The organism is Calothrix rhizosoleniae SC01 (genome assembly GCF_900185595.1).
GTDB lineage: Bacteria > Cyanobacteriota > Cyanobacteriia > Cyanobacteriales > Nostocaceae > Calothrix_A > Calothrix_A rhizosoleniae.
In genome coordinates this window covers 22,064-30,378 of the sequence record NZ_FYBH01000217.1, presented here as the reverse complement: position 1 = coordinate 30,378, position 8,315 = coordinate 22,064, and the positions used below count along the sequence as shown (strand labels likewise).

The 8,315-nt window shown below is 41.3% G+C and carries 6 protein-coding genes; 3 read left to right on the top strand and 3 right to left on the bottom strand.

Features of this window, described 5'->3' with window-relative positions:
• Positions 1–389 precede the first annotated feature (389 nt).
• Complete coding sequence (locus CALSC_RS13350; protein WP_088241825.1) at positions 390–1,343, bottom strand: heme o synthase; 954 nt, start codon at positions 1,341–1,343, stop codon at positions 390–392.
• A gap of 193 nt (positions 1,344–1,536) precedes the next feature.
• The gene (locus tag CALSC_RS13345) at positions 1,537–2,514 is read right to left on the bottom strand and encodes a COX15/CtaA family protein (RefSeq protein WP_088241824.1); all 978 of its coding nucleotides are present in this window, start codon (positions 2,512–2,514) and stop codon (positions 1,537–1,539) included.
• Between the two features lie 414 nt (positions 2,515–2,928).
• On the opposite strand from CALSC_RS13345, the gene CALSC_RS13340 reads away from it, so the two are divergent.
• The 3 genes from CALSC_RS13340 to CALSC_RS13330 all read left to right on the top strand — a co-directional run bounded on the left by CALSC_RS13340 (position 2,929) and on the right by CALSC_RS13330 (position 6,516).
• Entirely contained in the window at positions 2,929–3,897 is a 969-nt protein-coding gene (locus tag CALSC_RS13340) for a cytochrome c oxidase subunit II (RefSeq protein WP_088241823.1), read from the top strand.
• A gap of 118 nt (positions 3,898–4,015) precedes the next feature.
• Complete coding sequence (gene ctaD / locus CALSC_RS13335) at positions 4,016–5,692, top strand: cytochrome c oxidase subunit I (protein WP_088241822.1); 1,677 nt, start codon at positions 4,016–4,018, stop codon at positions 5,690–5,692.
• 203 nt (positions 5,693–5,895) lie between these two features.
• A complete protein-coding gene (locus CALSC_RS13330; RefSeq protein WP_088241821.1) occupies positions 5,896–6,516 on the top strand; it encodes a cytochrome c oxidase subunit 3 in 621 nt (206 codons plus the stop codon).
• Positions 6,517–6,971: 455 nt separating this feature from the next.
• On the opposite strand, the gene accD is transcribed toward CALSC_RS13330, so the two are convergent.
• Positions 6,972–7,931 carry an acetyl-CoA carboxylase, carboxyltransferase subunit beta gene (accD, locus tag CALSC_RS13325; RefSeq protein WP_088241820.1) on the bottom strand — a complete coding sequence of 320 codons (960 nt, stop codon included), beginning with the start codon at positions 7,929–7,931 and terminating at the stop codon, positions 6,972–6,974.
• Between the last annotated feature and the right edge of the window lie 384 nt (positions 7,932–8,315).

The following is an 8,315-nucleotide window of genomic DNA, read 5'->3' as shown; positions in this document are numbered from 1 at the left end:
GAGGGCTAATCCTAGAGGAAAGGGGTTGTCGCCCTTGGGCAGAAAACTAGCAGCAAATACAGCACTACCACATCCTCCTATAACCAGCCAAAAGGTTCCTATAAATTCGGCAATGCACTTTTTAGTTAATGGCATATTAACTCCTGACTATTAAAAATAGTGAAATTATAGATTTAAGTTTTAAACTTAACAGTAAAAATCAAAATACCATAAGCTAAATACCTATAGCTGATAATTTTTATTGAGAAATGTATAATAAGTTAATATCAAGCCAAATAATAACTGGCAAATTTTTCCGGTTCTTAGCTTTTTTCTTAATATTTAATTTATGAGTAAAAAATAAAAACCCGACTTATTAATTAAGTCGGGTTTTTATTTACTTATCAGTTTCAACCAAGAAAATGTAACTGAGTCCACACCATGCTAATAACATGATGAGTTAGAGGAAGACTGTCAATTACCATTCCCAAACACAACAACATCATGTAGGAAATAGAATAGAGAAACAAACCCCTGGCTAGAGTTTTGTCATTGGGGTTATGCAGTAATTGCCAAGCTTTGTAAATAAATACACCACCTAAATAAACTGCGATCGCAGCATACAAAACACCTGCTTCTTGTAAAGGATATACCAGTAAAAGGGTTGCGCCAACGGTGATTAAGGTATAAGCCCAAATCTGTTTGACCGTAGGTAAGTTACCTGCAACTACTGGTAACATAGGCACCCCTACCTTTGCATAATCATCCCTAATCATTAATGCCAAAGCCCAGAAGTGGGGTGGTGTCCACAAAAAGACAATGGCAAATAATAACCATGCAGTCCAGCTTAAGGTATCGGTAACAGCAGCCCAGCCTACCAATGCCGGAATCGCCCCTGCGGCTCCGCCAATCACAATATTTTGAGTGCTGTGGCGTTTTAACCAATGGGTATAAATTAAAACATAAAATATTATACCCGATGTTGCTAACGCTGCTGCTAACAGGTTAGCAAATACCGTTAGTAAGCTAAAGGACATAATTGCCAAAACAATGGCAAAAATCAGGGCATCTCGTGGCTGTACCTTCCCGGAGGGGATGGGACGATGGCGAGTGCGCTCCATATCGTAATCTATATCTCTGTCATAGATACAGTTAATGGTTTGGGCGCTAGCAGCAGCTAAAGTTCCACCAGCCAAGGTGGCTAACAACAGCCATGGATTTACCTCTCCCTTGGCAGCAATCCACATACTGCCAGCTGTAGTAATTAGTAACAAGGGAATAATTCGAGGCTTGGTTAGTTGATAGTAGCTGTGTATTACTTCCAGAAAAGATTCATGGTGGCGAGAGACATTTGTCTCAATCATCTTGGCACTAGTTCCTTATGTTTCAATAAATTACATATTGCGGTTCAGCCTTTCTGGGGATCTGAACTAGAAGAAGGGAATTATCTCTCTTGTATAGCTTCTATAAATTCTTATTACTAATTGCTAATGGCTAACACTAGCCATTAGCAATTTCACCACAGCGCAATCCCAACACCGACATAACTTAATGTTGTTATGAAACAGATGTTTGTTCTGTTTTAGCACTTGTTGTGGTTTCTAGAGAGTAAGAGTTAGTACTATTGTTGCCGTGGTAGTCACGTAGAGAGAGCACAGAGAAAACTACCAAAGTTCCTAACAATGTAGCGCCTATAGCTTGGTGAATCACAGTCAGTGGCTCTACTTGCAAATGCAATCTAAATGTAGCAACTCCCAAAAGAATTTGCAGGATTAACAATTGACCAGCAATATTTGCCAGTCGTCGCAAAACTGGATGTAATGCTGGGGTGCGCCAAGAGAGCCAAACTAAAGCCAAGGTAGCCACTGTTGGTGGTACCAAGCCGAAAATATGGCTATACATGACAGTGCAGAGTTGATAACCAGCAAAACATTGATGCAGTGCCCAGCGAGAGCCCACCAAAGCACCTAATATACTTTGCAGGTAAACCAAAATAGTCGCAGTTAAACCCACCCAAGGCAATTTACCCACAGTTCCCGTCCCTTGATAGGGAGTTAGGGCTGTGCCAATGATTAATAGGGTCGTAAAGAATAATAATGCCGTTCCCAAGTGAGCAGTAACAATATCAAACCGCAATAATTGGGTAACAGTAAGTCCACCTAAAACACCTTGGAAAACAATTAAAAACAAGGCAAAAGTAGATGCCCAAGGTAGCCATTTAGGTAAAGAACGACGATGCCACCAAGATAATCCTACTAGTGCGATCGCGCTAATTCCAATCAATGCTGCATCCAACCGATGAAACCATTCCAAAAACACCTGAAAATTCATTTGTTTGGTTGGTACTAATTCCCCATAGCACAAAGGCCAATCGGGGCAAGCAAGCCCAGCATTCATTACGCGGGTGGCACTGCCTATTGCCATCAAAATCAGAGTGGCTACACACATCCTCCACACCAAGCGACGAATTTTATCCTGCGGCTCTTGCTGCGGCGCTACTGCTACATTTTGTTGTTCTAGGACAAATTCGTTCATGAAAGATACCTATATGTTCGCTCGTTAGGAGCTATCAGATTCCTATTCCCATTGTTTTAGCATTGACCCATCTCTACCCTAGCGCATAGTCCAGGTTTAGACATGGGGACTAACTTATACTGAGAATCAGCTTGAGCTAGTTTTACTCTTACGCCTTAGGGATTTTTCTGGTTATTATATCCAGGTTTATTCTAATAGCAGTGTAGGGCTATGGTTAGCCAACAGTCTGCACTTGAGAAATGTTGGTGTATCGGCATATAGAAGGGATTTATGCCTCTTGAGGCAGAGAAAAGCTACCTAAAAAATTAATAAAAATTTCCGTATCTAGTAATAAATATCCAATTACCTGGATTACCTTGGTAATTGGACAAGTATTTTTTATTCAACCTAGTAAAGTCATTAATTCTTTTAACCGTGAAAATTCCCAGTTCCATTTGGACATTACTAATTGGCATTCTTTTGACCTTAATCAGCTTATGGTACGGTCAAAATCACGGTCTCCTGCCAACGGCTGCCTCGGAGGAAGCTACTTTAGTAGATGGTCTGTTTAATACTATGATGACCATCTCTACAGGTATATTTCTGATTGTTGAGGGAGTTTTAATTTATTGTGCCTGGAAATATCGGCAACGAGCTGGTGACAATACAGATGGACCACCAATTGAGGGTAATGTGCCCTTAGAGATTCTATGGACGGCGATCCCCGCAATTATTGTTTTGGGTATTTCTGTATATAGCTTTGATGTTTACACCTCTCTCAGTGGTGTTGATATCCATTCAGCACACCAAGCACCAATTACTCAAGAAGCCCAATCCATGCCAGGGAGCGCTATGGCTGCAACTTTGAGCGATTCTTCCCCAGGAGATATTGCCCAGGCGGATATGTTGATGCCAGAACAGGAACGTCCACCTGCTGATGTTGTAATTAATGTCATGGGCTTGCAATATGCTTGGATTTTTACCTACCCAGAATCTGGAATTACCACTGGTGAAATGCACCTACCAATCGGCAAAAAGGTGGAAATTAAGATGACGGCAACTGATGTGATCCATGCCTTTTGGGTTCCAGAATTTCGTCTCAAGCAAGATGCTATTCCTGGCAGAGAAAGCGTATTTCGGTTTACACCCAAAACTGAAGGGGATTATGCTCTAATTTGTGCTGAATTATGCGGCCCTTACCATGGTGCAATGAGAACCCAGGTGGTGGTAGAAACCCCAGAAGCTTTTGCCAAGTGGCAGCAAGAACAGTTAGTGGCTAGTCAGGACGAATTAAATCAAGCTGTGGCAATGAATCCAGGGGACATATCCCCAGATGAATTTTTGACACCTTATACTCAACAAATGGGTGTTAATCCAGAGGTTCTGCATCAGATTCATAAATAGCCAGGATTTAGGAGTTGTGTAATGGTAAATAACTGATAACCAATAGCCTGAATTATAAAAGTCCCCAGATTTATCTGTGCGGTCAATCCAAAATTGCAAATCTAAAATCCCAAGTTGTATGACCCAAACACAGTTAGAACCCTCAGCCCCAAAACCGGCTGGTCACTCTCCTCATGAGGTGAGAAAATGGATAGACTACTTTACTTTTAATACTGACCACAAAGTAATTGCTGTTCAATATTTAGTTACAACCTTCATTTTTTATTGTATTGGCGGTGTTTTAGCTGACTTGGTACGCACAGAATTACGCACACCGAGTTCAGATTTTGTCAGCCCGGAATTATACAATGGCCTGTTTACCCTGCACGCTACAATCATGATTTTTTTGTGGATTGTGCCCGCAGGTGCAGGTTTAGCTAATTTCTTGCTCCCTTTGATGATTGGAGCAAAGGATATGGCATTCCCCCGGCTGAATGCTCTGGCATTTTGGATTATTCCCCCAGCAGGAATACTACTGATATCCAGTTTAATTGTGGGTGATGCTCCCGATGCTGGTTGGACTTCCTATCCACCCCTGAGCTTAGTCACAGGTAAGGTAGGGGAGGCAATTTGGATTATGAGTGTACTGCTACTAGGTACATCGTCGATTTTGGGGGCGATTAATTTTCTCGTCACCATCTTCAAGATGCGTACCCCCGGCATGACATTTAATAAAATGCCTTTATTTTGTTGGGCAATGTTGTCAACTTCGGCACTGGCATTAATTTCTACTCCAGTGTTGGCAGGGGCGCTAATTCTCCTGTCTTTTGATCTGATTGCAGGGACGGCATTTTTTAACCCTACTGGTGGAGGGGATCCGGTAGTTTACCAGCATATGTTCTGGTTTTACTCCCATCCGGCAGTATACATTATGATTTTGCCCTTCTTTGGCGTAATTTCGGAAGTAATCCCTGTTCATTCCCGTAAACCAATTTTTGGTTATCAAGCGATCGCTTATTCAAGTTTGGCAATTAGCTTTTTGGGATTGATTGTCTGGGCACACCATATGTTTACCAGTGGGGTTCCCGATTGGTTACGGATGTTCTTTATGATCGCCACTATGATCATTGCTGTACCCACGGGGATCAAAATTTTTAGTTGGTTGGCAACTATGTGGGGTGGTAAAATCCGTCTCAACAGTGCCATGTTATTTGCCATCGGTTTTGTCAGTACTTTTGTGATTGGTGGTATCAGTGGGGTAATGTTGGCATCTGTACCCTTTGATATCCACGTCCACGATACTTATTTTGTAGTTGCACACTTGCACTATGTATTATTTGGTGGTGCAGTGTTTGGCATTTTTGCCGGTTATTATCACTGGTTCCCCAAAATCACTGGACGGATGTTAAATGAGTTTTGGGGTAAAGTACACTTTGTCTTAACCCTCGTGGGTATGAATATGACTTTCTTACCCATGCATAAATTGGGATTGATGGGGATGAATCGCCGTATTGCTCAATATGATCCCCAGTTTACCAACCTCAACCAAGTCTGCACCTATGGTTCTTACATTCTGGCAGTTTCCACATTGCCCTTCATTGTTAATGTAATTTGGAATTGGATGTTTGGAGCAAAAGCAAGTGATAATCCTTGGCAAGCACTGACTTTAGAATGGATGACGACTTCTCCTCCAGCCATTGAAAACTTTGAAGGACAGCCAGTATTGAAAACTGGTCCTTATGACTATGGTATGGAAAGAGAAGAAACAGATACAGCTATAACTGAGCAGGAAACAGCAGTTGCAGCTAATTCGTAAAAATATTAAGGTGCGTTAATTTTCTAACGCACCTTACTCAATTTCTGTATTGGTAAAAGGTAGGGGAGCAAGATGGAGTGAAGGAATGAAGGAGTGAAGGAGTGAAGGAAATATAACTATCAACTGTCAACCATCAACCAACAACTAACAATCAACAACTATCAACCTCAAGCATTCATAACTCATCATTTAATTAAAAATTCATGCAAGGTCAAACAATCGATCCAGAAAAAACTGCCTTAAATTATCATCACACCACAGCAGCAGAGGCTCATGAAGAACATCCAGACCTGCGTATGACTGGGTTGGTTGTCTTCTTGATTGCAGAAGGGATGATTTTTATAGGTATGTTTGGAGCATATCTTATCCTCCGTTCTAGCTTACCAGTGTGGCCTCCTGCGGGTACTCCAGAGCGAGAATTATTGCTCCCCGGAATTAATACCATAATTCTGATTTCTAGCAGCTTTGTGATTCATAATGCCGATACAGCAATCAAGAAAAATCATGTCAAGGGGATGCAAATGTGGTTTGCGATTACTGCCTTGATGGGTACTATTTTCTTGATAGGACAGGTGTATGAGTACAGCCATTTAGAATTTGGTTTGACTACCAATTTATATGCCAGTGCATTTTACGTATTGACTGGTTTCCACGGATTGCACGTTACCATTGGTGTCTTGGCAATTGTAGCGGTATTGTGGCGATCGCTCAAAAAAGACCATTACAGTAGTGAAAAGCATTTTGGTATAGAAGCGGCCGAACTATATTGGCACTTCGTTGATGTAATTTGGATTGTTCTGTTTATCTTGTTATATCTGCTGTAAGTTTTAATTTACTACAACACTATGTTTACAACCCCTGCAAGGGGTTTTTTTACTACTAATCCTCATCAAAATAAAGCCCCATTTAATACCAATTCTCCAAAATCAAACTACACATGGAGGGCAGGGAGCAGGGGGAGAATTATCTGTAGCCAGAATTTAGATAAGTAGTTAAACATAATTAATTACACAATGTCATTGCGAGTGTAACGGAGTGAAATGAAGCAATCGCAAGGGTTAGGATTATTTCGCGTAGTTTGTAATAATGGTAAATATTTTTGTTTGATTACTTAAATGGTATAAACTACACCAAAATCAGTAAATACCCACAACTTGCTAAGCCACGCATTTAAACCGACAAGCAACGGATATTGAGCGGATACACAGAGAGTAATTGAGTTTAATCCTTTACATTATCCGTTGCTGAGAATGCCTTAAATTATTTCCCTCACAGCATATTATTCAGCTGCGGTAGAACTTAAGGTCATTGTCTTCTGCAAAAATGCCATGCTAGGGTTTGTTGAGGTTACCGGAGGCTGGTGTAAGCTAATTAATTGGGCTAAGGTTTGCTTTAATTGAGTACGGGGGACAATATCATCTACAAAACCGTGCTTGAGTAGATCCTCAGCAGTTTGGAAATCATCTGGTAGCTTTTCTCTCAAGGTTTGCTCAATCACTCGCCGACCAGCAAAACCGATGGTTGCTTTGGGTTCTGCAATAATCAAATCCCCCAACATGGCAAAACTAGCAGTCACGCCGCCAGTGGTGGGATTAGTCAAAATGGGAATATATAATAATTTGGCTTGCCGATGTCTATCCAAAGCCCCAGAAATTTTTGCCATCTGCATTAAAGACAGCATCCCTTCCTGCATCCTTGCACCACCAGATGTGCAGATAATTACTACGGGATAATGACGTTGGGTGGCTTCTTCAATTAAACGGGTGAGCTTTTCCCCTACTACTGAACCCATACTTCCGCCCATGAACCGGAAATCCATGACTCCTAAAGCGATGGGTAAACCATTAATTTGACCTAACCCAGTTTTCACTGCATCGATTAAGCCACTTTTTTCTTGATACTCCCGCAAGCGATCGCAGTATGCTTTGCGATCGCGGAAACCCAAGGGATCGGTGGGACATAAATGTTCGTCCATTGGTCTCCAAGTGTTAGCATCTATCAATTGGCGAATGCGTTCATCACTATCAACCCGATTATGATGACCACAATCCATACAAACCATCTGATTTGCTCGCAAGTCTTTGGTATATGAGAGGACACCACATTTGGGACATTTATGCCATAAACCATCAGCAATTTCCCTTTCTTGGCGCTCTAAGTTAGTAGTACCAGATTTACGTCGATTTGCAAACCAATCAAATAAAGACTTTAAACCGCGATTTTCTTCGTTGTTTGCCATTTTTTTCTTATGCAAGTGGGTAGTATGGTTAGTCAGTGCGGTCTTGGGATTTTCCCAAGTAGAGCAGCTGGCGGTGAAGTAGTCTGGTAATGGAGATTGCCTCCAAGAGCGACTACTAAAGTAGGAAACACTGAAGCTGTTAGGCAGACTTCCCAGTCAACAGTCGAGAATATATAGTAATTATTTATGGGCGTTTGACTATTGACTATTCGTTTCCATCTCTCATCTAAACAACACAGACCTAATTTTTTATCTCCGGTTGCCAGCTTAACGAAAATATAGAAGCCAATTCAAGTCTTTGCTCCCTATAGTATGAAATTTCATAGCAGTGATTCCCTCCGTTAATATTTTTGTATTACTTGAGAAAGAGGATTTACAAGGGCT

Bases quoted from the DNA above. Each gene is read 5' to 3' on its own strand.
- CALSC_RS13345 (WP_088241824.1), bottom strand. From the start codon at position 2,514: ATGAACGAATTTGTCCTAGAACAACAAAATGTAGCAGTAGCGCCGCAG.
- accD (WP_088241820.1), bottom strand. From the start codon at position 7,931: ATGGCAAACAACGAAGAAAATCGCGGTTTAAAGTCTTTATTTGATTGG.
- CALSC_RS13330 (WP_088241821.1), top strand. From the start codon at position 5,896: ATGCAAGGTCAAACAATCGATCCAGAAAAAACTGCCTTAAATTATCAT.
- CALSC_RS13350 (WP_088241825.1), bottom strand. From the start codon at position 1,343: ATGATTGAGACAAATGTCTCTCGCCACCATGAATCTTTTCTGGAAGTA.
- ctaD (WP_088241822.1), top strand. From the start codon at position 4,016: ATGACCCAAACACAGTTAGAACCCTCAGCCCCAAAACCGGCTGGTCAC.